Origin of the sequence: Paraburkholderia sp. GAS33 (genome assembly GCF_050436645.1) — a bacterium.
In the GTDB taxonomy this organism is placed as follows: domain Bacteria; phylum Pseudomonadota; class Gammaproteobacteria; order Burkholderiales; family Burkholderiaceae; genus Paraburkholderia; species Paraburkholderia phenazinium_B.
Genome location: NZ_JBNDMP010000001.1, coordinates 133,906 through 157,129, shown reverse-complemented (window position 1 = coordinate 157,129; position 23,224 = coordinate 133,906). Strand labels below are relative to the sequence as shown.

The 23,224-nt window shown below is 63.2% G+C and carries 19 protein-coding genes; 9 read left to right on the top strand and 10 right to left on the bottom strand.

Going from position 1 to position 23,224, the window contains the following annotated elements; all coding sequences use genetic code 11:
* Positions 1 to 127 precede the first annotated feature (127 nt).
* Positions 128 to 1,381, top strand: a complete 1,254-nt coding sequence (locus P3T24_RS00710) for a D-amino acid dehydrogenase (RefSeq protein WP_429431546.1) — start codon at positions 128 to 130, stop codon at positions 1,379 to 1,381.
* A gap of 27 nt (positions 1,382 to 1,408) precedes the next feature.
* On the opposite strand, the gene P3T24_RS00705 is transcribed toward P3T24_RS00710, so the two are convergent.
* The gene (locus P3T24_RS00705; RefSeq protein ID WP_429431543.1) at positions 1,409 to 1,915 is read right to left on the bottom strand and encodes an N-acetyltransferase family protein; all 507 of its coding nucleotides are present in this window, start codon (positions 1,913 to 1,915) and stop codon (positions 1,409 to 1,411) included.
* 64 nt (positions 1,916 to 1,979) lie between these two features.
* A complete protein-coding gene (locus P3T24_RS00700) occupies positions 1,980 to 3,299 on the bottom strand; it encodes an Nramp family divalent metal transporter (protein ID WP_074269175.1) in 1,320 nt (439 codons plus the stop codon).
* Between the two features lie 203 nt (positions 3,300 to 3,502).
* Between P3T24_RS00700 and P3T24_RS00695 the strand changes: the two genes are divergently transcribed.
* The 3 genes from P3T24_RS00695 (at position 3,503) to P3T24_RS00685 (ending at position 8,215) form a co-directional block, all read left to right on the top strand.
* Positions 3,503 to 4,516: a cytochrome D1 domain-containing protein gene (locus P3T24_RS00695; RefSeq protein ID WP_429431540.1), complete on the top strand. Its 1,014-nt coding sequence runs from the start codon at positions 3,503 to 3,505 to the stop codon at positions 4,514 to 4,516.
* A 54-nt stretch (positions 4,517 to 4,570) separates the two neighbouring features.
* Positions 4,571 to 5,587, top strand: a complete 1,017-nt coding sequence (locus P3T24_RS00690) for a sterol desaturase family protein (RefSeq protein WP_429431537.1) — start codon at positions 4,571 to 4,573, stop codon at positions 5,585 to 5,587.
* 438 nt (positions 5,588 to 6,025) lie between these two features.
* Positions 6,026 to 8,215 (top strand): DUF6600 domain-containing protein, encoded by a 2,190-nt coding sequence (locus tag P3T24_RS00685; RefSeq protein ID WP_429431534.1) that lies wholly within the window; start codon positions 6,026 to 6,028, stop codon positions 8,213 to 8,215.
* Positions 8,216 to 8,262: 47 nt separating this feature from the next.
* Here P3T24_RS00685 and P3T24_RS00680 read toward each other — a convergent pair whose 3' ends face one another.
* The 3 genes from P3T24_RS00680 to ftrA all read right to left on the bottom strand — a co-directional run bounded on the left by P3T24_RS00680 (position 8,263) and on the right by ftrA (position 11,255).
* Positions 8,263 to 9,030, bottom strand: coding sequence for a hypothetical protein (locus P3T24_RS00680; protein ID WP_429431532.1), 768 nt, complete (start codon positions 9,028 to 9,030; stop codon positions 8,263 to 8,265).
* A gap of 33 nt (positions 9,031 to 9,063) precedes the next feature.
* Positions 9,064 to 9,975 carry a hypothetical protein gene (locus tag P3T24_RS00675; protein WP_429286015.1) on the bottom strand — a complete coding sequence of 304 codons (912 nt, stop codon included), beginning with the start codon at positions 9,973 to 9,975 and terminating at the stop codon, positions 9,064 to 9,066.
* 311 nt (positions 9,976 to 10,286) lie between these two features.
* The gene (gene ftrA, locus P3T24_RS00670; RefSeq protein WP_429286016.1) at positions 10,287 to 11,255 is read right to left on the bottom strand and encodes a transcriptional regulator FtrA; all 969 of its coding nucleotides are present in this window, start codon (positions 11,253 to 11,255) and stop codon (positions 10,287 to 10,289) included.
* 97 nt (positions 11,256 to 11,352) lie between these two features.
* On the opposite strand from ftrA, the gene P3T24_RS00665 reads away from it, so the two are divergent.
* The 3 genes from P3T24_RS00665 (at position 11,353) to P3T24_RS00655 (ending at position 14,734) form a co-directional block, all read left to right on the top strand.
* Positions 11,353 to 11,769, top strand: a complete 417-nt coding sequence (locus P3T24_RS00665; RefSeq protein WP_429431529.1) for a rhodanese-like domain-containing protein — start codon at positions 11,353 to 11,355, stop codon at positions 11,767 to 11,769.
* A 128-nt stretch (positions 11,770 to 11,897) separates the two neighbouring features.
* Complete coding sequence (locus P3T24_RS00660) at positions 11,898 to 13,970, top strand: putative bifunctional diguanylate cyclase/phosphodiesterase (protein ID WP_429431526.1); 2,073 nt, start codon at positions 11,898 to 11,900, stop codon at positions 13,968 to 13,970.
* Complete coding sequence (locus P3T24_RS00655; RefSeq protein ID WP_429431523.1) at positions 13,967 to 14,734, top strand: hypothetical protein; 768 nt, start codon at positions 13,967 to 13,969, stop codon at positions 14,732 to 14,734. Before P3T24_RS00660 ends, P3T24_RS00655 begins: the two co-directional genes overlap by 4 nt.
* Positions 14,735 to 14,814: 80 nt before the next feature.
* Here the strand turns inward: P3T24_RS00655 and P3T24_RS00650 are convergent, their stop codons facing one another.
* From P3T24_RS00650 to dapA, 4 genes are all read right to left on the bottom strand, one after another.
* The gene (locus P3T24_RS00650) at positions 14,815 to 15,240 is read right to left on the bottom strand and encodes a bactofilin family protein (RefSeq protein WP_429431520.1); all 426 of its coding nucleotides are present in this window, start codon (positions 15,238 to 15,240) and stop codon (positions 14,815 to 14,817) included.
* Between the two features lie 107 nt (positions 15,241 to 15,347).
* Entirely contained in the window at positions 15,348 to 15,716 is a 369-nt protein-coding gene (locus P3T24_RS00645; protein WP_074269186.1) for a hypothetical protein, read from the bottom strand.
* Positions 15,709 to 16,665, bottom strand: a complete 957-nt coding sequence (locus tag P3T24_RS00640; protein WP_429431516.1) for a M23 family metallopeptidase — start codon at positions 16,663 to 16,665, stop codon at positions 15,709 to 15,711. Before P3T24_RS00640 ends, P3T24_RS00645 begins: the two co-directional genes overlap by 8 nt.
* A gap of 230 nt (positions 16,666 to 16,895) precedes the next feature.
* Entirely contained in the window at positions 16,896 to 17,753 is an 858-nt protein-coding gene (gene dapA, locus P3T24_RS00635; protein ID WP_429431513.1) for a 4-hydroxy-tetrahydrodipicolinate synthase, read from the bottom strand.
* Between the two features lie 334 nt (positions 17,754 to 18,087).
* Here dapA and P3T24_RS00630 point away from each other — a divergent pair, with 334 nt between their 5' ends.
* Together P3T24_RS00630 and P3T24_RS00625 are read left to right on the top strand one after the other, a co-directional pair.
* A complete protein-coding gene (locus P3T24_RS00630) occupies positions 18,088 to 19,380 on the top strand; it encodes an aspartate carbamoyltransferase (RefSeq protein WP_429431510.1) in 1,293 nt (430 codons plus the stop codon).
* Positions 19,381 to 19,527: 147 nt separating this feature from the next.
* On the top strand, positions 19,528 to 21,312 hold the full coding sequence (locus P3T24_RS00625) for a diguanylate cyclase (RefSeq protein ID WP_429431507.1): 1,785 nt from the start codon (positions 19,528 to 19,530) through the stop codon (positions 21,310 to 21,312).
* On the opposite strand, the gene P3T24_RS00620 is transcribed toward P3T24_RS00625, so the two are convergent.
* A complete protein-coding gene (locus P3T24_RS00620; protein WP_083611763.1) occupies positions 21,309 to 23,114 on the bottom strand; it encodes a putative bifunctional diguanylate cyclase/phosphodiesterase in 1,806 nt (601 codons plus the stop codon). The two genes, P3T24_RS00625 and P3T24_RS00620, sit on opposite strands and share 4 nt — an antisense overlap.
* Positions 23,115 to 23,224: the final 110 nt, after the last annotated feature.

Here is a 23,224-nt window from a genome sequence, read left to right as displayed (position 1 = left end):
GCCCGCTGACAGGCTGTCTATAACCCGGAGCTATAACCCGCCTGCAGATCGGTATTGGACGGCCCCAACGGCACTACGGAACAATGGTTGCTCATTCACCTGGGTCTCCCAATTACCCCCTACTGCCATGCATGTACTTGTCATCGGAGCCGGCGTAATCGGACTCGCCACAGCATGGTATCTGCGCGCCGACGGGCATCAGGTCACCGTCGTCGAACGCAACCAGGACGTCGGCCTCGAAACCAGCTTCGCCAACGGCGGTCAGCTCTCCTATAGCTATGTCGCCCCGCTCGCGGGCCCGGGCGTCCTCTCCAAACTGCCTGGCTGGCTGCTGCGCCACGATTCGCCCGTCCGCTTCCGGCCAAGCGCCGACCCGGAGCAGTGGCGCTGGCTGCTGCAGTTCGTGCGTGCCTGTACGCTCGAGCAGAGCGAGGCGTGTACCCGCAAGCTGCTGTCTTTGTCGTTTTTCAGCCGCGATCTGATGCATGAGCTGCTCGTGCATGAACCCGACATACGCTTCGAACACGCGAACGCGGGCAAGCTAGTGGTGTATCGCACGGACGCTGCTTTCGATGCAGCGTGCCGTCTGCTGGACTACCAGCGCTCGCTCGGCTGCGAACAGGACGCGCTCGATGCGAAGGCGTGCATCGCGAGAGAACCCGCCCTCGCCCATCTAGGCAGCCAGTTGTGCGGCGGCATTTTTACCGCCAGTGAAGACAGTGGCGACTGCTACCAGTTTTGCGTGAGCATGATGCAGCTATTGCGCGAGCGCGGGGTTGGCTTTCGTTTCGGCACCGCGGTCACGCAACTGCGCGAGGTCTCGGCACAAAGAGTTGCTGCGTATGCGGGTGAGGAACGGCTCGACGCGGATCACATCCTGCTCGCCAACGCTGCGCCAAGCGTACCGCTGCTTCGCGCCTTAGGGATTCGTGTGCCGCTTTATCCACTCAAGGGCTACAGCCTGACCGCGCCCGTTGTGGCAGATGCAGCCGCGCCGCGCATCAGCATCACTGACTTCGAGCGCAAGATCGTCTATGCACGATTGGGAAACCGGCTGCGGATCGCGGGCATGGCCGATATCACTGGCCGGCTCGCCGACATCGATCTCAAACGGGTAGCGACGCTGCGTGCGCAATCGGCCGCCACCTTTCCCGGTGCTGTCGATTTCGACACCGCCGCCGTGTGGTGCGGACTTCGCCCCGCCACGCCGAAGAGCATGCCTGTCATCGACGGCACGCGCTTTGCCAACCTCTGGCTGAACCTGGGACAGGGTGCGCTCGGCTTCACGCTGGCGCTTGCGTCGGGACGTCTGATTGGAGATCTGGTCGCACGCCGCGAACCGGCCATCGCACTCGATGGTTTCGGACTCCGCAGCATGTAAAGCCGCATTGCGGCTCTCAGTTGCATCTCAACCGGACGGTCCCATGCCATTGGCCAACTGGGTCCCGTCCGGCTGCAACGCATACACCACGTCGGGACATCCTTCTTCGTTATCGCTGCCGTCGCCAAAAGCGATCGCGACAAATCCATGTCGCTCGTAAAACGCGCGCGCCCGTCTGTTTTCGGCAAAGCAATGCAGATGAATGGGCAAGCGCGCGTTCGCCCTCACCTCAGCCAGAAGGCTCGTGCCGACACCCTGGCCGACTCGCGACGGCATGACGTAGAGTTGATCGAGCCACAGCACGCCGTCGACTGTGGAGATCGCGGCGATGCCAACGATCAGCCCTCGCGTGTCGGTCGCCACGATGACGCCACCCGTCGGGATTAACCAGTCTGCGATCCACCGGCAGACGGCGAGATCGGAATGCGCGAGCGGCGCAAACGGCATCAATTCCTTGCGCGCCCGGAGAAAAACATCGGCGACGCCGCCTATATCAGCAACCGTGGCTGGGCGGATGATGAGTTCCAGCTTCAACTCCATTTCGATGCGGTTTTCAGAGCGAGGTTTTTATAAGCACTCAGTGCAGGATACGCGTCTTTCAACTCGACAATCCCGGCACACTGACGCCGAAAGTTTGCAACAGCAGGACCACGTTCAGCACAAGCACCACGACCCCCGAGAACCCGGCCGCGAGCATCATCGGCACGCCGTTCCGATACTGGCCCATCACCCGCTCGCGGCAGGTGAACCAGATCAGTGCCGCCATCGGCACAGGCAGCGCAAAGCTCAGCACCACCTGGCTGATGACGAGCGCATGCGTCGCATTCACTCCCAACGCGACGACGATAAACGAAGGCACCATCGTAATCGCTCTTCGCAGCCACAGCGGAATCTGAAAGCCGACGAAGCCCTGCATGATCATCTGCCCTGCCATGGTCCCGACCACCGAACTCGAGATTCCCGACGCAATCAACGACAGCAGAAAGATCCCTGCCGCGCCAATGCCGAGCAACGGTGCAAGCGTGTGATACGCCGTTTCGATTTCGGCGACTTCCGGATGGCCTGCATGGAAAGCCGCGGACGCCATGATAACCATGGCGATATTGATCAGTCCCGCAATCGTGAGGGCGATTACCACTTCGATATTGGAGAATCTCAGCAGCATGACCCGTTCGCCCTCGTTGCGCGCGGGGGCGCGGTTTTGCGTGAGGCCCGAATGCAGAAACAGCGCATGCGGCATCACGGTGGCGCCGATAATGCCCACGGCAATCGTCACCGCACCGGCATCCGGCAATTGCGGCGTGAAAAGGTGGCCGAATACGCTGGGCCACGCCACCCGCGTGATGAAGAGTTCGGCCAGATAGGAGAGCCCGATGATGCCGACCAGCGCGCCGATCGCCAGTTCCAGAGGCCGGAAACCGGCCTTCTCGAACAACAGCAGGAAGTACGTGACGAGCGCCGTGACGATCATGCCGGCCAGCAAAGGCATATGAAACAGCAACGCGAGACCGATCGCACCGCCCAGAAACTCGGCCAGATCGGTCGCCATTGCGGCAATTTCACTCACCATCCACATCGCGAATACGAGCGGCGCAGGAAAATTTTCCCGGCATAATTCGGCGAGATTGCGCCCCGTGACGATGCCGAGTCTGGCCGAGAGCGCCTGAAACAGCATGGCCACGATGTTGGCGAGCAGAACCACCCACAGCAAGGCGTAGCCGTAGCGAGCGCCGGCCTGGATGTTGGTCGCGAAGTTGCCGGGGTCCATATAGGCCACCGAGACGACCACCGCCGGTCCTGCAAACGGCAACACCATGGCCGCGCCGCGGCGGCGCCCTTCGAGCACCTCGCGGATCGCCAGGGTGGTGCGCCCGGTGACCGTGCCGGAGGCCGTTTTGTCGCGCACACGTTCGTCCATCTGTGCCTCGTCGGATTGCCCCGAATCGCAAAAGATGCGATCCGCAGGCATTTGATCGGCCCACACGTGCTAATTTCTCACATTTGCCGCGAGCGTGCGTCATCGAAAACCGCGCTCAGGACGTTAATGAAGTGCGGCTTTACCGCACTTCCATGAAGGCACAGCTTTTCGGTGTCGCTTTACACCTTCGGATACTTTACAGAATGCCTTACTCGCCGGTTACATTTCTTTCGAGAGCCACCCTGGCCGCCGCGGCCGCCTTCTCCCTGATCGGCCACCTGAATACCGCTTACGCCGCCGACCGGGTCATCGTGCTCGACTCGGGCGAGTCCGAACTCTCGCTGATCGACGAAGCTACCCACAAAGTGGTCGGCACCGAGCCGACCGGCAAAGAACCGCATCATCTGATGATCACGCCGGACGGCAAGTCGCTGATCGTCGCCGATTCGATTTCGAACAACCTGATGTTCGTCGACCCGCACACCGGCGCGGTGCAGCGCACCGTCGACGGTATCGAGGACCCGTATCAACTCGGTTTCTCGCCGGATCACAAGTGGTTTGTCACGGCTGCGCTGCGCATGGACCGCGCCGACATCTACCACTATGACGGCACCAACATGACGCTCGTCAAGCACATTCCGCTTGCGAAGACGCCGAGCCACATGACGTTCGCTTCCGACAGCCGCACCGTATTCATGACGCTGCAGGACTCGGGCGAACTCGCCGCCATCGACCTGCCCACGCAAACGGTGCTGTGGAAAATGCACGTGGGCAACGAGCCGGCCGGCCTGTGGATGACGCCCGGCGACAAGTACCTGCTGGTCGGCATGACCGGCGAAGACGACGTGGCCGTGGTCGACTGGCGCAAGCAGCAGATCGTCAAAAAGATCCACACGGGACGCGGCGCGCACAACTTCCGCAACCTCGATGACGGCAAGCACGTGGTGGTTTCGAATCGCGTCGAAAGCACGATCAGCATTATCGATTACACCACGCTCACCAACGTCGGCGACATCACCGGACTGATGCCCGGACCGGACGACATGGAACTAACTCCGGACAAGCGCTATCTATGGGTCGGGTTCCGCTTCGCCAAGCACGTCGGCATCATCGACCTGACTACGCGCAAACTGATCGATACCATCGCGGTGGGCCGCTCGCCGCACGGCATCTATTTCGACAATCGCGCACCGGTAATTGCACCGAACCCGGACTAAACGAACGGCCTGCCGAAAGATGCATTGCATGACCAGTCATTCACGAGGATTCTGATGTTCCATGAAATCGTCGCGCAGCTCGACAACATGGTGTCCGCCCTGCAGACGCTGCTATATGTCGACGTGGTGCAGCCGTTTTTCTACCGCTTCGGCCTGATGGGTTACGACGAAGACACCTATGACGCCCTGTACTGGGTGATCATCGGCGCGCTGCAAATCGTCGTCATGTATCTCGCGCTGCGTCCGCTCGAAGCGCTGCGCCCCATCGAAGAGTGGAAGGACCGCAAGGCCTTGCGCGCCGACGTGCTGTACACGTGGATCGCCAAGCTGGGCATCATCAATATCGCGTTCTTTTTCATGCTCCAGCCGCTGTTCGATCACTGGCAGAGCCTGATCTCGATCTACAACGTTCCGAACATCGATATCGACAACCTCTGGCCAGGGGTGACGGATCAGCCGATTGTCTCGTTCCTGATCTATCTGGTGGTGCTCGACTTTGCCGGCTACTGGTATCACCGCTGGCAACACCGCTTCGGCGTGTGGTGGGAACTGCACGCGGTGCATCACAGCCAGCAGCAGATGTCGTTGTGGAACGACGACCGCAATCACTTCCTCGACGACATCATCCAGGCCGCATTCTTTGCAGCGATCTCGCTGTTTATCGGCGTGCAGCCGAACCAGTTTGTCGTGCTGATTGCAGTCAGTAACTTCATGCAGAGCATTCAGCACGTCAATGCGCGCTTGCCGTATGGGTGGCTACTCGAGCGCATTGTCGTCAGCCCGATCTTTCATCGCCGCCATCACGCGGTCGGTTATGGTCATGAAGGCACGGCTTATGGCTGCAATTTCGGTGTGCTGTTTCCGTGGTGGGACATGATGTTCCGCACGGCATCGTGGAATCGCACGGTCGAGCCGACCGGTATTCGCGATCAGTTGCCGGCACCTCTCGGCGATAACCGCCCTTACGGCCAGGGTCTGCTCGCCCAGCAATGGCTGGCGTTCGGCCGCATCGCCGCACGTCTGACCGGCCGGCGCGCGTTCGCGCCGGGCACAACCGACGCAGCAAACTGACCCGTCGACGCAGGGCGGCCTGCCGCCCTGCGCTATCACGCTCGCTGTAAATCAATCTCTTCACGGTCACGCCAGACGCGCCGCTGTCGTACCCCGCCACGCAGTACGTCCTCCACTGTTCGAACCTTCGCGTATCCTTGCGTCGCACTGCATCGCAAGCTCTCACCAGCAAGCCGATTACGCAATGGTTGCATGTCCTTACAAATCGGCCTGCTTTTCGATAGGTCTCCAAGGGATCGAATCTGGCGCCGCAAAGCGCGCTCTTACGATCGTCCAACGGGCTCTATGCAGCGCTCACATTTCGTTGCAAACTCGCGTCCCGGTTACACCGCGAATGTCATCCGCTCCCACGTTCGCGACGTTAGCCAGTTGGACGTACCCATAAAGGCCGCTTTCGACTTCGGGCCTGACAAAATGAAACCTTCGGAGCAGCCGATAATGACAACAACCTTCCACCGCCTGCGCGCGACCGCGCTCACGGTCTCCGCCGTTCTTGCCATGATTCCGTTCGCGGGCCACGCTCAGGTGCCCTCGCCCACAGCGCCCGCTGCTTCGGCTGCCGGTGACCCGCCTGACCGCGTCGCACGTTTGAATTACTTCGCCGGCACCGTGACGCTGGAACCTGCCGGCCTGACCGACTGGTCCTATGCCGTACTGAACCGGCCGCTGACGACCGGCGACCAGTTGTGGGCCGATGCCAACGCGCGCGCGGAACTGCATGCCGGTTCGACGGCGCTGCGGCTCGATCAGCAGACCGCGCTCGACATCGTCAACCTGAATGACACGATCACGCAGTTGAAGGTCACGCAAGGCACGCTGTCCGCTCACGTGCGCGCATTGCCGGGCGGTCAGAACTTCGAGATCGACACACCGAACGTGGCGCTTGTCGCCACCGCGCCAGGCCTGTTCCGCGTCGACGTTGCAGCCGACGGCAGTTCGACCACCGTCACGGTGCGTGCAGGCACCGCCACGGTGTACGGTGATGGAGGCTCGTTCCAGGTGAACGCGGGCCAGCAGATCCAGTTTGTCGGCACCAACCTGCAACAGCAGGCAGGCGGCGGTGCACCGGCACCCGATGCGTTCGACCAGTGGGTCGCCAGCCGCGATCGCGCGGAAGACAACTCGGTCTCCGCACGCTACGTCTCACGCGAAATCCCCGGTTATGAAGACCTCGACGCCAACGGTACGTGGCGTAGCGACCCGACCTACGGCGAAGTGTGGGTGCCGACCGTAGCTGTCTCAGCAGGCTGGGCGCCGTATCACGAAGGCCACTGGGCGTGGATCGCGCCGTGGGGCTGGACGTGGGTGGACGACGCGCCGTGGGGCTTCGCACCTTTCCACTATGGACGCTGGGCCTATGTCGGCCGCGCGTGGGCATGGGTGCCGGGTCCGGTGGTCGTGAGCCAGCCGCCGGTGTATGCACCGGCGCTGGTGGCCTTCGTCGGCGGCGGTGGTGGTGGCGGCGGCGCGCATTGGGGTGTCGACCTGGCGATTGGCGGAGCAGTAGGCGCCGGCGTGGCGTGGTTTGCACTCGGGCCGGGAGAGCCGTGGCATCCGGCGTATCACTACAGCCCGACGTACTACAACCGCATCAACAACGTGAACATCACCAATGTTCACAACACGACGATCATCAACAACATCCACAACACGTACATCAACCAGAACGCACCGGGCGCCATTACGGCGGTACCGGCAAATGCGTTCGTACGCGGCGAGGCGGTTGCGCAGGCAGCGCGTCCGTTCAATGCGCAGAATCTGGCCCATGCGCAGATCGGTGCCGGCGCGCCGGCTATCGCGCCGGTTCAGCAAAGCTTTGCCGGCGCGCTGCGCCCGGCTCATGTGGGTGCACCGGCAGCGCTCGCGCAGCGTCAGGTGGTGGCGACCCGCGCACCGGTCGTGCCGGCCGCTTACCACGACACGTTAGCCCAACGCTTTGCAGCGGGCGGCGGCAAAGTGGCGGGGGCCGGCGCACCGGTGGTACGCACTGCGGCGCCTGCTGCCTTCACTGCCGTGGCACATCCGGGCGCGCCGGGTGCAGCAGCACCTCGTGGAGGCTTCCAGGTGATCAACCGGGCACAGGTTCATCCAGTCGGTCCGCAAGGCGCTCCTGGGCACGGCAATGAGGCGCAAGCGGGTCATGCGCCGAATGCAGCGGCTCCGGGTGCAGCAGCACCGAATGCCGCCGCTCCGAAGCCGCAAGCCGGGGAGCAGTTGCATCCGAACGCAGCTCAGGAGAACGGCGTACCACGTCCGCAAGGCGAAGCTCCGCACGCACAGCCGGAAGAACGTAACGCGCGCCCTGCCGAAGCCGGCGCCGCGGCACCGCATGCACCGGAAGCCGGGCATGCCCAGCCGGAAGCCCAGCATGCGCAGCCCGAGCCACAGCGTCCTGCCGAAGCCGCCGCCGGCCAGCAGCCACAGCATGCTCAGGAAGCCGCACCCAGGCCGCATGAAGCGCAACCGGCCCAGGCGCCACACGCGAACCCGCATCCGGCCGAGCCGCATGCCAATCCGCACCCGGCAGCGCCGCATCCGGAACCGCACCCGGAGCAACATGCACAGCCGCATCCGGCTCCAGAGCAGCACAAGCCGGAAGGTGAGCATAAAGACGAGCATCCGCACTAAGCTCGTTGCGGCTGCCCGTTCTGCGGGCAGCCGCCGTCAAGGCGTCATCACCCCGGACGCAGCGATCGCGCCGTGGCCACCAGATTGATCGGACTCACACGAATGATCCCGCCACGCGGGCTATCGATGTCCGCGATCAGCGCGAACGATGTCGCGACCACCAACGGCAATACCAGCAGCAGCGTCAGGCCCACTTTGGCCGAGCGTGCGCCATAACCGACCAGCAGGTTGCAGCACACCGCGATCGCCACCATGAGCCCCCACGCGGCGATCGGAATGCGATTCCACCACGCGGCCTGCGTGTACCCCTGCGAGTTCAGCACATCGTTCATGCCGGCCACAGCCAGCGCAGTGACGGGCGTCGGCTGCGCCGCAGCAGCGTCGCGCACTGCGGCCCACAAACCCGACTGCAGTTGCGCAGTGGCCGTGTTGATCTGTTCGAGCTCCTGCACATCGCGCGTCGTGTAAAACAGCACACGTTGTTCGAGGTAATGACCCAATAGCGTTCTCACCTGCTGCGCATCCGCAGCGGGCAGCAAATCCGCACGCACGAACTCCGTGCCGATTGCGTTGGCTTCTTCTTCCTCATAGTTCTTGCGCTGATCGTATCGCCCCACTGCCATGGAAAAACTGAAGCCGATCATGAGCGCAAGCAGCGTGAGCGTCGCGGCCTGAACGACGTTGAAGTCTTCGCGCGACTCTGCAGTGAGGGCCTTCACACGCCTGAGCAGACTCGCCCCAATCCACGCCGACAAGGACATCGCCACCAGCGTCGACACAAACACCACCGCCGGATAGTCCATTGCATTACGCATACGCTCCCCCGGATTGCGAATCTCGAACGAGGCTTAAGAGCCTGTCTTCAGATAATATCGGCCATCGGCTGCAACATTCGGACCGAAGCCGCATGCGGCCACTGCACCGTGCGTCGCGATGTCGAGCGTCTCAGGCGCGGTCAGCCTGAACTCGAGCAGGCATTTATCCCCGTGGCCGTCATACGCGCCAAGATTGCCCGCTTTCGCAGTGGCCTCGATCGTGGCGCCGACCGGCTCTTCCGAGACGACCACTCGCGCAATGGCGCCGAAAAACCGCACGTTTGCCACAACGGTTCCAGTGTTGACCACCGGCTGACCTTCGTTGCTGACGCTGGGATAGACGAACCGTGCCTCGAGCCGATACACGCCGTGACGCCCTTTCACCGGGGCGAGTGTGACGGTGCTCCATGCGCCCAGGCTCAGATAACGTGCGAAGCTCACCCCGGACGCGGGCAGACCCTGCACCACCTGCTTGTCTGCGATACCGGACAGACGTTGCTGCGCCACCTCGACGACGCGGCTTAGCATCGGATCGTCGGGCGCATCCTTGCCGCGGCTTGCGGCAGTGCGATAGTACGCACGGGCATTCGAAAACGCGCCCAGCCCCGCCTGCACATCGCCCTCGTGGATCAGGGCCATCGTGGCGCGTGCATGCGCCGAATTGAGGGCCTTCGGCGAGTTCTCTTCTTCGGCCTGCAAGGTGGCCGCATCGGCCAGCATCGATTCCATGTCGACCAGCGTCTGCGCATCCTTGATGCGTCCCGCATCTAGCGCTGCAACGCCGAGCGCCGCGCATGAGGCGTTGGTGCGGCACTGCACGTCCTTGCCGGCGAGCACGTAGCGACGGTACGCCTCGGCGCGCGAGCCTGTATCGAACGCCTGGGCGGCAGCGAACGACGGCACTAGCACAGCGATAGCAGCAAAGACGAGAGGTTTTCCGAGCATGAGTGGAAGTGAGGGCAATTACGTACTCGATAAGGAGCGTCCTGCATGAACTTTTGCATGAACGCGCCCGCTACGCGAATGTGCTTTCACAGGTTCAGGTGCTACCAGTGATGCTGACAGAAAATCGACGAATGTGCGAACTCGCGCCGAAAGTTGTTGATGGGGTGAACAGGCCGCATCGGTATCGGCACCCGGCTCGTTAGCTTCCATACGCCATAGCCATCATCGCCCTGGCGGATACCGATGCAATTGTGCTGGGCGACGTGCGTGCTGATCGCCGCGCTAGACAGGCCCTGTTCGCGCGCCCACTCTCACCCATCACCCGCATCCGCGCCAAACTTCTTCCGATACGCTCCAGGACTTGTCAAAGCGATGCGCCGGAAATGCCGGCGCAGCGATTCCTCCGAGCCAAAACCGGCCATCTGTGCAACGCGCGCCATCGGCAATGGGGTCTGCGCCTCCAGCAGTTCGCGCGCGATCGCCACACGTTCACGCACCAGCCACTCGTAGGGGGCCATCCCGGTGGCATCATGAAACTGACGCTGCAACGTTCGCGGACTCATCGCCGCTTGCCCGGCAAGCGAGCTCAATGTATGCGGCAATGCCGGGTTCGCCCTGATCCAGTCCATCAATCTGGCGACACGACCGCCCTCGTCCTGAGGCATCGGTCGCGGGACGAACTGCGCCTGGCCGCCCTCACGATGCGGCGGCACGACGAGTCGCTGCGCCACCCGGTTCGCGATCGCGCTACCGTGGTCGCGCCGCACCAGATGCAGCAGCATGTCGAGCCCCGCGGCCGATCCGGCCGAAGTCATCACCTGCCCTTCGTCGACGTACAGCGCGTCTGTCTGTACACGCAGTTGCGGATAGCGTTGCTGCAGCTTGTCCGCGTAGCGCCAGTGAGTGGTGACGGTTTTGCCGTCGAGCACCCCCGCCGCCGCAAGAACGAAGACCCCAGAGCAGATCGAGCAAAGCCGCGCGCCTCGCCGGTAGGCTGCACGAATTTTGGCCAGCAGGGGCGCGGGCGGCAATTCGTCGGCATCGCGCCAGCCCGGCACAACAATCGTCGCGGCGCGATCGAGCAGCCGCAGCGAGTACGGCGCCGTAACAGTAATGCCGCCTGCCGCGCGCAGCGGTCCAGGCTCGACTGCGCATACTGCGAAGCGATACCACTCCCGCTCGAGCTCCGGACGCTCAAGTGCGAACAGTTCGGTAACGCAGCCGAATTCGAAGGTACAAAGCCGGTCGTAAACCAGCGCGGCGACGAGATGATCTTGCATGGCGTGATGTTACCGTAGATTGACGATCACGCCACTTCTCCGCTGACTCGCCATCCGCAACAATGAAGGCTCATCCACCGCTAACAGGAGTTCCTTCATGTCGCCCGCTGACAGCCTCGACCCAGTAACCGCCATCGCCGCAGCCGACAGCGCTGCCGCCCTCGCCCATTTCCAGGCATCGCTTCGCTTCGAAACCGACTGCTCGGATGTGTTTGCCGCGTGCACCACAGGGAAACCCGCTTTCGTGCTGCTCGACGTGCGCAGTCCAGCGTTATATTTACAGGCACATATCGCCGGTGCGATCAATCTTCCGCACGGAAAAATCGTCGCCTCGAAGCTCGTGGATTACCCTGACGACACGCTGTTCGTCACCTATTGTGCCGGGCCCCACTGCAACGGCGCCACGCGCGGCGCCATCCGTCTCGCCCAGCTGGGGCGGCCGGTCAAAGTGATGATCGGTGGTGTGACCGGTTGGCTCGACGAAGGCTTCGAACTGATGTCAGGGAATGCTTAGGAAATACCTCTTCAAAACTCCCCCAAACCCTGAAAATCTATTAAAAAAATCCTCACAATAAATTAAACAAATCCTGCCAGCGGTCGATAACCAGTTGAGCTGTTCCCCCCTATTCGGCTGGACTAAACATGCCTGGCACATACAACTTCTGGCTGGTAGGCGCCTCGTTCGTCGTAGCGACCCTCGCGTCCTACACCGCACTCGACCTCACCGGCCGCATTTCTCTGCTCGCCTCGCCACGCCTGCGGCATGCATGGCTCGCCGGCGGCGCGGGAGCAATGGGCGTCGGCATCTGGTCGATGCACTTCATCGCCATGCTGGCGCTGTCGCTGCCCATTCCGCTCGGCTACGATTTCCCGCTGACCGCACTCTCGCTCGCCATCGCCGTGGGCGTGTCGTATCTGGCGCTGCTCTCCACGACGCGTGCGCAGCTGACGCTCACGCACCTCGCGACCGGCAGCGTGCTGCTGGGTCTCGGCATTGCGGGCATGCACTACACCGGCATGGCGGCAATGCGCATGCAACCCGGCATCGACTATCAGCCGGCCTGGTTCTGCGCATCGATTGCGATCGGGATCGGCGCCTCGATGGCCGCACTGCTGATCGCGCGCCGGCTGCGCAACGACGACGAGCGCAACGTCACGCGCTGGCGTGTCGGCGCGGCGCTGGTCATGGCCGTCGCCATCAGCGGCATGCACTATGCCGGCATGGAAGCGGCGCACTTTCCCGTAGGTGCCATCTGCGGTGCCGCCAAAGGCGTGAATACCGAATGGCTCGCGACAGCCGTGATCCTGTTCACCTTCGCAATCCTGATCGTTACGCTGATGCTGTCCCGTTTCGACGCCCGCACCACCTTCCTCGCCAGCGCCGTAACCAACCTGAACGGACAGATCGTGCGCCTCGCCACGCTCGACACGCTGACCGGACTGCCGAACCGCACCACGCTCACAGAACGGATCCAGTCGGCCATCGAACTGGCAGGCCGCCGCCACAATGTCTTCGCAGTCCTGTTCATGGATCTGGACGGCTTCAAGACCATCAACGACTCGCTCGGCCATTCCGTTGGCGACCAGGTGCTGGCCGCCTTTGCGCAGCGCCTGCAAGCCTGCGTGCGCGCCACCGACACCGTGGCGCGACTGGGCGGCGACGAATTCGTGGTGCTCGCGGAAAATCTGGTGGCGCGCCAGGACGCCCGTCTGATCGCAGAGAGCGTCCTCGAACGCATGCGCGAAGGCGTGTGGAACGACAACGAGCCGCTGCAGGTCATGCCGAGTATCGGGATCGCGCTGTTCCCGCAGGACGGCGACACCGTCGAGACCCTGCTCAAGCACGCGGACGCGGCCATGTACGAGGCCAAGCGCGCGGGCCGCAGCACGTGGCGCTTCTTCGAAACGAGCATGAACGAAGCGGTGACGCGTACGCTGCAAATCCAGAACGCATTGCACGAAGCACTCAGCACCGGCCTTTTCACGCTGAATTTCCAGCCTAAATTCCGTGGCGACAGCAACGAGCTGGCAGGCGCCGAAGCGCTGATCCGCCTCAACCATCCGGTGCTTGGCACGCTGCCGCCGCTGGAATTCATTCCGATTGCCGAACGCTCCGGCCAGATCGTGCAGATCGGCTACTGGGTGGTGCGTGAAACCTGCCGGCAAATCCGCCGCTGGATCGACGAAGGCCTGCCGTCGATGAAGGTGGCGATCAACCTGTCGCCGCGTCAGCTCTCGCAGCCGAATCTGGTCAGCACCGTGCTGGACATCGTCAAGAGCGAGCACGTGGCCTGCGACCAGATCATGTTCGAGATCACCGAAACCGTGGCCATGCAGGACGCCCCCAAAACAATCGAGATGATCCGCGAGTTTCAGGAATGCGGCTTCGAAATCGCCATCGACGATTTTGGCACCGGCTACTCGAGCCTCGCCTATCTGCAGCGCTTTCGCGTCAAGCAACTGAAAATCGATCGCTTCTTCACCAACGGTCTCGACGATCAAGGTCCGGAAGGCGCGGCGATCGTCTCCGCGATCATCGCGCTCGCCCACTCGCTCGATATGGATGTGGTCGCCGAAGGCGTCGAAACGTCGTCGCAACTCGGCAAGCTCAAAGCCATGATGTGTGACGAAATGCAGGGCTTTCTGCTCGGCAGGCCGCTGGCGGCGGACGCCTTCAGCGACCTGCTCAAGGAGCGGATGGCGGAGCTTTCATGAAATTCGACGTAGCAACGTTCAATTCGATTTGCCTGATGACGTTCTTGTGCAGCGGCATCGTTTCAATTGCGCTCTCGCGCATCTTCGAACGTGTTGCGGCATTCCGCTTCTGGTCGGCCGCATTTTTCCTGATGAGTGCGGCGGCTGCATGTTTCGGACTGCATCTGATCTGGAATACCAGTGCGCTGCTGGTCGCAACGGCCACCTTTAGCCTGCAGTCGCGGATCCTTATATGGGTGGGCACACGCGCCCTGTTCGGCGCTACCACGTCGCTTCGCGTTGCTTTAGCGGTGACTGCGGCGTTCTGCGTGCTGTTTTCTCTCGCCCATCTGCTGCACGCGCCGATCGTCGTTCGCGCTTCGCTGCTGACGTTGTTCTTCTTGCCGTGCCGCGCGCTGACACTCTATGAGGTCTGCCGCAGACGCCGTCCGGACCTCGGACCGGCACGCATGATGGTGGCGATCGCGAGCGTGATCGCGTGCCTCAACGCGGTCGTGCCGCTCACGCTGGTACTGCTGAACCGGGCCAATGCGTCGCTGATACTGGGCAATCCGCGATCTACATCGGCGGTGTACGCGGTCGTGTTCGCCGGCGATCTGCTGCTGGTCATCGGCCTGATCATGCTGGCCTTGCAGCAGGTGCTTGCCGAACAGCGCATGCTCGCCAATCTCGACAAGGGTGCCGCACAGCGGCCCGGTCTGCTCAATCCGGCGCTGCGCCCCGAGGGGCCGAATTTGTCCGGGTCGGCTGCGCTGCCGGATTAGGCCTGGCCCTTGCTTCAGGTCCTGAGGCCTGATTTGATCTGAGCTGATTTCACATAGGCCGATGCATTGCGCCCCGCGGCTCAGATGAGGTGAGGCTCCGTTTCGTTCATCTCGCGGCCGAGCACCGTAGGCACCAGCGCCGGGTCGCGCCGCGTCAGCTTGCCATCCACAGAAGCGCCGCAATCCATGCGCAACTGCTGATAATGAATGTTACCCGTGACGTGCGCGTTAGGTTGCAGCTCGACAAAGTGATCGGCGATTACGTCGCCGACAATCTTGCCGTTCACCACCACGTCGTAACCATGCACGTTGCCCTCGATCGACCCGCGATCGCTCAGCACGAGCAACGTCTGCGTGCCCGCCTTACCGTTGACATTGCCACGCACGTGGCCGTCCATACGCAGTCCTTCACTAAATTCGAGGTCGCCGGTAATGCACACGTCGTGAGCGATCAGGGTGGCGAGCTTGGTGTGCTGAATGCTCGTGGGTTTCTTCTTGCTGAACATAGGTCATCTCTAACGGGGAATGGAAACGTTCGTCGCGCTGCGTGGCCGGGCGACGGCCGGCTTGATTGGCCAATGGCCTGATTGGTGGGCACGTCGCCGCCGGCCGCTCAGCGGCGCTTCTGCCCTTGGCCGCGCAGAAACAGCAATTCGGTATTCAGGCGGCTGGCTTCGGCAGCTGACGCGTCAGCGGTCTTTTGCACGTTGGCGCGAGCCGTGGACTCCTGTGCGAGCGCGAGGCGCGTGCGCTCCAGTTCTGCCTGCACTGCGTCCGGCGAAACCGGCACGCTTGCACACCCTGCCGGCACCGCGGCGTGCTGCGAGTCACGCCACCGCATTGCCGTAGCGCCCATAGCAACACCGCACGCAAGCACGCCGGCCCAGATCGCCACGCGAGCGACGCGCGAGCGCACCGGCTGCAGCGTATAGGCACGCTGCGTGAGACTGCCCGCGGCGCGGGCCGAACGAAGATCAACCATGGGACGTGGCGCCGAACAGCGCAAGGTAGGCGGTCGGATCAACCGGGGCGCCGTTCACCAGTACTTCGAAGTGCAGATGCGGCCCGGTGGAGCGGCCAGTGGTACCGATGTCCGCGACGTGCTGGCGCGGCAGCACCAGATCGCCTTCGTGGACGAGGATGCGCGACGCGTGACCGTAGCGCGTGATGAGACCGTTGCCGTGATCGATCTCCACCGCATTGCCGTAGCCGCCCTTCGGACCGGCATAGACCACGCGACCACCGGCCGCGGCAAGAATCGGCGTACCGCTCGGTGCGACCAGATCGACGCCAGGATGAAAGCTGAGCTTATGCGTAAACGGATCGATGCGGTTGCCGAACGGCGAACCGAAGCGCGCGCCATCGGCCGGCATGCGGCCAGGAAACGCGCTGAAGGCGACCTCGTGCACGTCCGTCTCGTGTTCGAGCGCGGAAAGCGTCGCACGCATGCAATCGAGCTGCTGCTGGGTCGAAGCCGCATCGCCGTGCGAAGGCCGCGTAGCGATTTCGACGCAGCGCCGCGGCGGCAGCGACGGGCCGCCTTCGCCGTCCGCATCCGAGGTGTCCTGATCCGCTGGATTAGCTGGCGCGCGCGGCGGCGCTTTCGGTGTGTTCAGGCGGGACTCGAAATCGCGCAGCGCGCCGACCTGCGTCGTCAGGCGCTCGATCCGCGGCTCGAGCTGCGCCATCGAGGCATTGAGCTTGCCGAGTTGATCGATCGCATAGTCGTGTTCGACGCGGCTTGTCGCCGGCGCGCCCTGGCCCGTTGCATCGTGAGAGGGTAAATGGACGCCAATCGCCACCCCTGCGGCGAGCGACAGAACCGAAGCGCCTGCGACCGCCGCAATCGCAATGCCAAGGGCCGCGCGCCGCGTAACGAAGCGGACCTCGCCACTACTCAGCCGGCTACCGGCACCGAGAATGGAGGACATCAACGGCTCTCCGTCGGCGGCGCGCATTGCCACGCGGACTCGCAAGAGCGCTGACAGGCGCGGCGCGCAGACAGGACGGAGACAACAACGACAGCGAAGAGGCTAACCGGCATGCAGCATGAGTCGGACGACGACCGACGTGGGATGAAAGACAAGGGCGCAAATTATCCCCTCTCATCGTCCAGCATCATCTCAAATTCGGATGCCTCAGCAATCACGCAAGCTTGCGCTCACGCATCGACCAGTTGCCGCAATCGCTCGCGCAGTGCTTCCGTGGCCCGTGTCATCGGCGCGCGCAGTTCGTCGCGGACCAGTCCCTGGGCCGCCAGCGCCGCCTTCACCGGAGCAGGATTGGGCTCCGAACACAGTGCCCCGATCAGCGGTGCGAGCGTGTGGAAAATCGCCCGGCCATCTTCGAGACGGCCCTCCGTTAACGCACGGTACAACGCCACAAAACGCTCAGGCTGCACATGCGCCGAAGCAGCAATCGCGCCGCTGCCACCGAGGCAAAGCGTATTGAACAGGTTCATGTCGTCACCGGCGAGCACCTGCAGGCGGCCGTCGAGGATCAGCGCAAGTGTCGTGTCGAGCGAACCGGCGCAGTCCTTCACCGCCCGAATCCGCGGATGCGCGGCCAGCGTCAATAGCGTCGCAAGTTCGAGACGCACGCCAGTGCGATACGGAATGTCATAGAGGACCACCGGCTTGCCGCTGAGATCGGCCAGACCGGTGAAATGTTCGATCAGCCCGGCCTGCGAAGGCCGGATGTAGTACGGCGCCGAGATCAGCACGCCCGCGACCGGCAGATCGTTCAACTGTGCGATGCGCGCGCGCAGACTCGCGGTGTGATTGCCGGCCACGCCGGCCAGCACCGGCAGCGCGCGGGCTTCCGCAAGGATGGTCGCCAGCACCGCATCCTGCTCGGCGGTTTCGAGCGCTGCCGGCTCGCCGGTGGTACCGAGCGCAACCAGCCCTGCTACGCCTGCCTCTGCATAGAAACGCACCAGGCGCCGCAGCGCGCCGTGATCGACAGCGCCGTCGGCGAACGGCGTAATGACAGGAACCCAGATACCCGAAAAGATAGACATGACTTAACCTCGAACGCGACCGTATCGATTCCGTTCAGCGTGGCGAGGGGGTCAAAAGCGGGGAAATAAAACGCAGGCCCTGGTGACTGTTCCGTCGCACATCTGACGGAACAGCAAGCTCCGGTCAGATGAGCAGCTGTTTTTTGGCTTTGGCGCTAGCGGTCGCGCAGGCAGACGCCACGCTCGCGAGCGCGAGGCGGGTTGCGGTTGAGCGGAGCATGTGGCCGGTTTCCATGCTCCGCAGTGTAACACTGGAACCAAAATTCCTTGACTTCTCATGCCGTCGTTCTAATATACGCACCGCGTACATCAACCCAACCCAAAGGTGACCGGCATGAGCGTCCCGCAACAAGCCTTCCTCCGCGACGCCATGCGCCGCATGAACATGACCCGCGACACCTTCGCGAGCCGCATCGGCGTGTCTCGCCGGGCTTTGGACACGTGGCTGCTGCCGGACGATTCGCAGGAATCGCGGGCCATGCCCGAGATCGTCGAGCGTTTCGTGTCGGAAATCGTCGTGCATGGCGAACCGGGTGAAAGCTATACGCAAAGCGTAGACTCACAATCACTCGCCAGCCAGATGCTGTTCGAAGGCAGGCCGCAGCTGCTATCGGTCGATCAGTTCTCGCGTGACTCGGTCGAGGCCCTCTTCCGGGTCGCGGACATCATGCAGCCCATCGCGCGGCGCCGCAAAATCTCCCGCGTGCTGGAAGGCGCGGTGCTCGGCAATCTGTTCTTCGAAGCCAGCACCCGCACGCGCGTGAGTTTCGGCGCGGCGTTCTGCCGGCTCGGCGGTTCCGTCTGTGACACCACGGGTTTTACGTTCTCGTCGATGGCCAAGGGCGAGTCGATCTACGACACGAGTCGCGTGATGAGCGGCTACGTCGACGCGTTGGTGATCCGCCATCCGGAGCAAGGCTCCGTGGCCGAATTCGCGCGCGCCACCAACGTGCCGGTGATCAACGGCGGCGACGGCCCCGGCGAGCATCCGAGCCAGGCCCTGCTCGACCTGTACACGATCCAGCGCGAGTTCTCGCGCCTGGGCAAGATTGTCGACGGCTCGCACATCGCGCTCGTCGGCGACCTCAAATACGGGCGCACGGTGCACTCGCTCGTCAAGCTGCTGGCGCTGTACCGCGGCATCAAGTTCACGCTGATCTCGCCGCCGTCGCTGGAAATGCCGAGCTATATCGTCGAACAGATCTCGCGCAACGATCATGTGATCGAGCAGACCCACGACCTGAACGCGGGCCTGCGCGGCGCCGACGTCGTGTACGCCACGCGCATCCAGAAAGAGCGTTTCGCCGACGAATCGTTCGAAGGCTACACGCCGGACTTCCAGATCAATCAGGCGCTGGTGGACAGCGTGTGCGGGCTCGATACGCTGATCATGCACCCGCTGCCGCGCGACAGCCGCCCTGGCGCGAACGACCTGAGCACCGATCTGAACCACGATTCGCGTCTGGCGATTTTCCGCCAGACCGACAACGGCATTCCGGTCCGGATGGCGATTTTCGCGGTGCTGCTGGGCGTTGAAAAGCTCGTGCAGCACTCGATGCGCGACGCCGCATGGCGTCCGCCGGTCTATCTCGGCCCGGACGATGCGGTGTTTCACGGCATCGATTGATGCTGCCCTGGCACAATCATCGGTAAAGTGAACGGCCCCGGTTGCCGTTAACTACGCAGGAGGGGCCCTGCGTAACCGGCATTACCTGCGTAAGCGGTACGCGCAAGCTAGTGGGTCACGGCCCCGGCTCAATTCGCCGAACCTACGATGATACGTACCGCTCTCCCTTCGATGTCGATAGACCGACGCTTCGGCATCCAGATGGCTGTCGTCTTCGTTCCGGTGCTGGCGTTGTCCTGCTGGCTGCTCGCCCATGAGTGGTCCACCTACGCGGCGGCCGACGAGGCGCTGCACAGCTTCCAGTCGTACCGCCTCGCCCTGCTCGCCATGGAGAAGGTCTCCGCAGAGCGGGGACCGAGCAATGGCGTGCTAGGCGAGGATCTGCCGATTCCAGCGGAACGCATGGCCGCGCTACAGAAGGCACGCCGCGCCAGCGACATTCAGGTCACCTTGCTGGCCGATTCGCTGCGCCGCAAACATTGCTTGCGCTGCGCCGCCGAGTTTACGATCGTGAGCGACCTGCAGACCGACCTGGCCGCCGCGCGATCGAACGTCGACCGGCTCGCACGCCTCCCCCGGCCGCAACGCGACGACCACTCGTTGCAAGGCGCCGTCAACAGCATGATCGCGATCATCCCCGAGTTCATGCCCATCGTGACGATCAATACGGCAACGGCGATCAAGGGCGACCCGAATGCACTCAACTGCATGCTCGTCGGGCGCCTGACCGCGGATCTGCGCGAGCAGGCCGGACAACTGGGCTCGCACTTCACGAGTGCCCTCACCCTGCGCAGACCTCTTACCGGGGACGAACAACTCGGCATCGAACGCACGCGGGGACGCATCGAGCAATTGCGTGCGCTGCTCGACGCCCGAACACCCAGTCTGGCTGCCGCAGATCCGCAAGGGCTCGCCCGCATGACCGACCAGTACTTCGGCAACGGTCTGGGCTACGTCGCCAGTGTGCGCGCGCTCGCCTCCCGGCCGGGTGGCGCGGGCATTTCCACCGCACAGTTTGCGCAGCAGTACGTCCCCACCATGCAAGCGATTACCGGCTTTCGCGACAATGTGATCGCGCTGGCCCACGACGAACTGAGCCACAACCGCAGCGATGCATTGCTGGTACTCATCGGCACCGGTTTCGCCGAGGTTCTGCTGCTCGCGTTGCTGATTACGATTGCCGTGGGATTCAGGCGTCACGTCATCGGCCCGTTCGTCAAGGCGACCCGCATCATCGATGCGTTGGCGCGCGACGATCTGACCGCGGACATCCCGCGGGTGTCCGGCCGCCGGGAAATCCGCGGCATGTTCGATGCCATGCGCGTTCTCAAGAAAAGCAGCGCCGAACGTATCCGCCTCGAGCAGGAACGCATGTATCTGATTGCGGAGCTGGCCAACCTCGCACAAACCGATCCGTTGACACATCTCCTCAACCGCCGTGCTTTCGAAAACCATGCTCGCGCATTGTTCGAGGAAGTCAGGAGTTCCAGGCAGCAGGTCGCACTCGTCATGTTCGACGTCGATCATTTCAAGCGAATCAACGACACGTATGGCCATACCGTCGGAGACGACGCGTTGCGGCTAATCGCCGGCCTATGCCGAGAGCATTGGCAGGACTCCGATATTGTCGCGCGCATCGGCGGCGAGGAATTTGCCGTGCTGGTGCGCGTCGACAACGCCGCGCATGTGCTCGATCTCGCACAACGTCTGCGCAAGCGGATCGCCGAGACGCGGGTGCCCACTGGGACAGATACCAGCTGCTCGATTACCGCCAGCTTCGGCATTGCCGTTTCTGCGGACCCGGACGAATCCGGTGTGACGGTACTGCTCAAGCGCGCGGACCAGATGCTGTATGCGGCGAAGCTGTCGGGCCGCAACTGCGTGATGATCGACACCGGCGACGCCATGGACGAAGCGCCCAGCGCGTCCTAAACCACCTTCCCGGACTGCGCGTAGGCGACGAATTGCACTTCGGGCATCGGTCTGCCGAACAGATAACCCTGCGCCCTGTGGCACTCCAGCGAGGCAAGCACATCGGCCTGCTGCTGAGTTTCCACGCCTTCAGCGACGACATCCAGCCCAAGCGACTCCGCCATCGAAATCATCGCTTTGACTAGCGCGAGATTCTTGCCGCGAGCGTCGATGTCGCGCACAAACGAGCGGTCGATCTTGAGCGTGCTGATCGGGAAGTGTCCGAGATAACTGATGGCCGAGTAGCCGGTGCCGAAATCGTCGATCGCGATCGCCACGCCCATTTCGTTCAGTTCGTCGAGCGTGCGACCTACGTTCTGATCGTTTTCCAGCAGCAGGCTTTCGGTGATTTCCAGCGTCAGCCACTGCGGCGCGCAGCCGCTCGCCGCCAGCGCCGCCTGCACACTGCGAGCAAGGTCGTTCATGACGAACTGCCGCCCCGAGACGTTGACGGAGATGCGCATCGGCACGGCACGTCCGGCGTTCCAGCGGACCACGGCTTCACAGGCCGCGGCGAGCACCCAGTCGCCGATCTCGACAATCGTGCCGTTATCTTCCGCTACCTTGATAAAGATGTCCGGGGTCAACAGGCCTCGCCCGGGATGATTCCAGCGCAGCAGCGCTTCGGCGCCGACGAGGCCCGCGTCGCCCAGACCGACGATAGGCTGGTACAGCAGCACCAGCTCGCCCGCGTGGGCCGCGCCGTGCAGCGCCATGCCCAGCTCCATACGCTCGACGGCCGCTCGCGTCGTGGCAGGATCGTGAAAACAGAACTGGTTGCCGCCAATCCGCTTGGCGGCATACATGGCGGAATCGGCGTAGCGAAGCAGCGTCGCGGCATCGCTGCCGTCACGCGGATAGCGGCTGATGCCGATGCTGCCCGTCATGAAGACCTCGTTGCCGTCGATCACCACCGGCTCCGCCAGGGCCATCAAGATCCGGCTCGCGATGATGGCCAGATCCAGATCGTCATCGTGCACCGGCGCGAGGATTGCGAACTCGTCGCCGCCCAGCCGCACGACCGCGTCGTCGCCACGCTTGCCTTGCAGGAGACGCATCGACACCGCGCGCAGCAACTGGTCGCCACATGCGTGTCCGAGTACGTCGTTGACCTCCTTGAAGCTGTCGAGGTCCAGCACCAGCAGACCGATCTGACGTCTGCCGGCGTCGGCGTACGCCAGTGCCGCCGGCAGACGATCTTTCAACCAGGCGCGATTGGGCAGATCCGTCAGCGGATCGAAGAATGCCAGTTGCCGGACCTTTTCCCGGTAGTGGACGATATCGGTGATATCGCGTCCCACTGCCAGCACGGTTTCCGGCTGTCCTCGCTCTCCGGGTTCGGGGACGAACCTGACTGCCACCCATCTGACATCACCGTTGGGCCCGTCATACTGGAACTCCGCTTCGCGGGCAGACGCGGCCCGAAGCGTCACGCGAATGCAATCTTCGTAGTCGAGTTGTCCGGCCGGCGTGCCGACCTCCGCTGCCGGCGCCAGGCGAAAGCCACCGCCACCAGGAATCTGCTGCATCGCTGGGTTCGCGTAGACGACCTCACGCCGCCGGTTGTAGCGGGCGATGAAATCGGGCGAGTGTTCGATCAGCGTTCTGAAGAGTTGTTCGTGCTCATGCCCGGTCCGCCAGCGCGCGCCTGAAGGTCTGCGCGGCCGTCCGAGCCACTTCTGCACACGGGCGTCGCAGCGAGTCCTGAAGTCGGCAAGCTGGACGAGAAGCGCGCCCATCCGTGAGCCTGCGTTCGTCGCCATGGTGTGTGGTCCCTTAAGGGCACGGGCGTGCTGCCCGTGCAGCGTGTGTGGCCTGCCATGACTATGTATACGGTGGAACGCGGGCGCGCCTGAATAGGTAGGGGAGAAGA

What these genes read in the sequence shown, in the direction of transcription:
- P3T24_RS00695 (WP_429431540.1), top strand. Translation starts at nt 3,503, where the DNA reads ATGCCTTACTCGCCGGTTACATTTCTTTCGAGAGCCACCCTGGCCGCC.
- P3T24_RS00620 (WP_083611763.1), bottom strand. Translation starts at nt 23,114, where the DNA reads ATGGCGACGAACGCAGGCTCACGGATGGGCGCGCTTCTCGTCCAGCTT.
- P3T24_RS00630 (WP_429431510.1), top strand. Translation starts at nt 18,088, where the DNA reads ATGAGCGTCCCGCAACAAGCCTTCCTCCGCGACGCCATGCGCCGCATG.
- P3T24_RS00700 (WP_074269175.1), bottom strand. Translation starts at nt 3,299, where the DNA reads ATGGACGAACGTGTGCGCGACAAAACGGCCTCCGGCACGGTCACCGGG.
- P3T24_RS00645 (WP_074269186.1), bottom strand. Translation starts at nt 15,716, where the DNA reads ATGGTTGATCTTCGTTCGGCCCGCGCCGCGGGCAGTCTCACGCAGCGT.
- P3T24_RS00625 (WP_429431507.1), top strand. Translation starts at nt 19,528, where the DNA reads ATGATACGTACCGCTCTCCCTTCGATGTCGATAGACCGACGCTTCGGC.
- P3T24_RS00660 (WP_429431526.1), top strand. Translation starts at nt 11,898, where the DNA reads ATGCCTGGCACATACAACTTCTGGCTGGTAGGCGCCTCGTTCGTCGTA.
- P3T24_RS00680 (WP_429431532.1), bottom strand. Translation starts at nt 9,030, where the DNA reads ATGCGTAATGCAATGGACTATCCGGCGGTGGTGTTTGTGTCGACGCTG.
- P3T24_RS00675 (WP_429286015.1), bottom strand. Translation starts at nt 9,975, where the DNA reads ATGCTCGGAAAACCTCTCGTCTTTGCTGCTATCGCTGTGCTAGTGCCG.
- P3T24_RS00690 (WP_429431537.1), top strand. Translation starts at nt 4,571, where the DNA reads ATGTTCCATGAAATCGTCGCGCAGCTCGACAACATGGTGTCCGCCCTG.
- P3T24_RS00665 (WP_429431529.1), top strand. Translation starts at nt 11,353, where the DNA reads ATGTCGCCCGCTGACAGCCTCGACCCAGTAACCGCCATCGCCGCAGCC.
- dapA (WP_429431513.1), bottom strand. Translation starts at nt 17,753, where the DNA reads ATGTCTATCTTTTCGGGTATCTGGGTTCCTGTCATTACGCCGTTCGCC.
- ftrA (WP_429286016.1), bottom strand. Translation starts at nt 11,255, where the DNA reads ATGCAAGATCATCTCGTCGCCGCGCTGGTTTACGACCGGCTTTGTACC.
- P3T24_RS00640 (WP_429431516.1), bottom strand. Translation starts at nt 16,665, where the DNA reads ATGTCCTCCATTCTCGGTGCCGGTAGCCGGCTGAGTAGTGGCGAGGTC.
- P3T24_RS00650 (WP_429431520.1), bottom strand. Translation starts at nt 15,240, where the DNA reads ATGTTCAGCAAGAAGAAACCCACGAGCATTCAGCACACCAAGCTCGCC.
- P3T24_RS00655 (WP_429431523.1), top strand. Translation starts at nt 13,967, where the DNA reads ATGAAATTCGACGTAGCAACGTTCAATTCGATTTGCCTGATGACGTTC.
- P3T24_RS00710 (WP_429431546.1), top strand. Translation starts at nt 128, where the DNA reads ATGCATGTACTTGTCATCGGAGCCGGCGTAATCGGACTCGCCACAGCA.
- P3T24_RS00685 (WP_429431534.1), top strand. Translation starts at nt 6,026, where the DNA reads ATGACAACAACCTTCCACCGCCTGCGCGCGACCGCGCTCACGGTCTCC.